We start from the raw sequence: 809 nt of genomic DNA on the forward strand, positions 1-809 counted from the left end.
CAAGACAGAAGGCAGTATGACCAAAGTTTTAAAATAGATAATGGTGATTTTTTGCAAGGGTCACCATTTTGTAATTACTTAATCGCGCATAGCGGCAGTAGCCAGCCTTTAGTTGATTTTTATAATCAAATGGCATTCGACTTTGGTACGCTTGGTAATCATGAATTTAATTATGGATTGCCATACTTAAAAGACACTTTACGCAGACTCAATTATCCAGTTTTGTGCGCTAATATTTATGAAAATGATAGTACATTGACTGATAACGGTGTGCAGTATTTTCAGGTTGGAGATCAAACGGTTGGTGTGATAGGTTTAACGACACAATTTATTCCCCATTGGGAACAACCAGAGCATATTCAGTCACTTACGTTTCATAGTGCTTTTGAAACACTTCAACAACACTTACCTGAAATGAAGCGACATGCAGATATCATTGTGGTTTGTTACCATGGTGGATTTGAAAAGGATTTAGAAAATGGTACGCCGACCGAAGTATTAACGGGTGAAAATGAAGGATATGCCATGTTAGAAGCGTTTTCTAAAGATATAGATATCTTTATTACGGGTCACCAACATCGACAAATTGCTGAAAGATTTAAGCAAACGGCTGTGATTCAACCTGGTACGAGAGGTACAACTGTAGGCAAAGTTGTCTTGAGTACTGATGAATATGAAAATGTATCCGTTGAATCATGTGAATTACTTCCTGTTATAGATGATTCCACATTTACTATTGATGAAGATGACCAACATTTACGAAAGCAGTTAGAGGACTGGTTAGATTACGAAATTACTACATTGCCATA

General features: G+C 36.7%; 1 protein-coding gene. It reads left to right on the forward strand.

Features of this window, described 5'->3' with window-relative positions; all coding sequences use genetic code 11:
* Window positions 1-809: metallophosphoesterase (locus IDG60_RS27810; RefSeq protein ID WP_206160991.1), on the forward strand; the 809-nt coding region annotated here is incomplete at both ends.

The organism is Staphylococcus sp. EG-SA-2 (assembly GCF_017152085.1).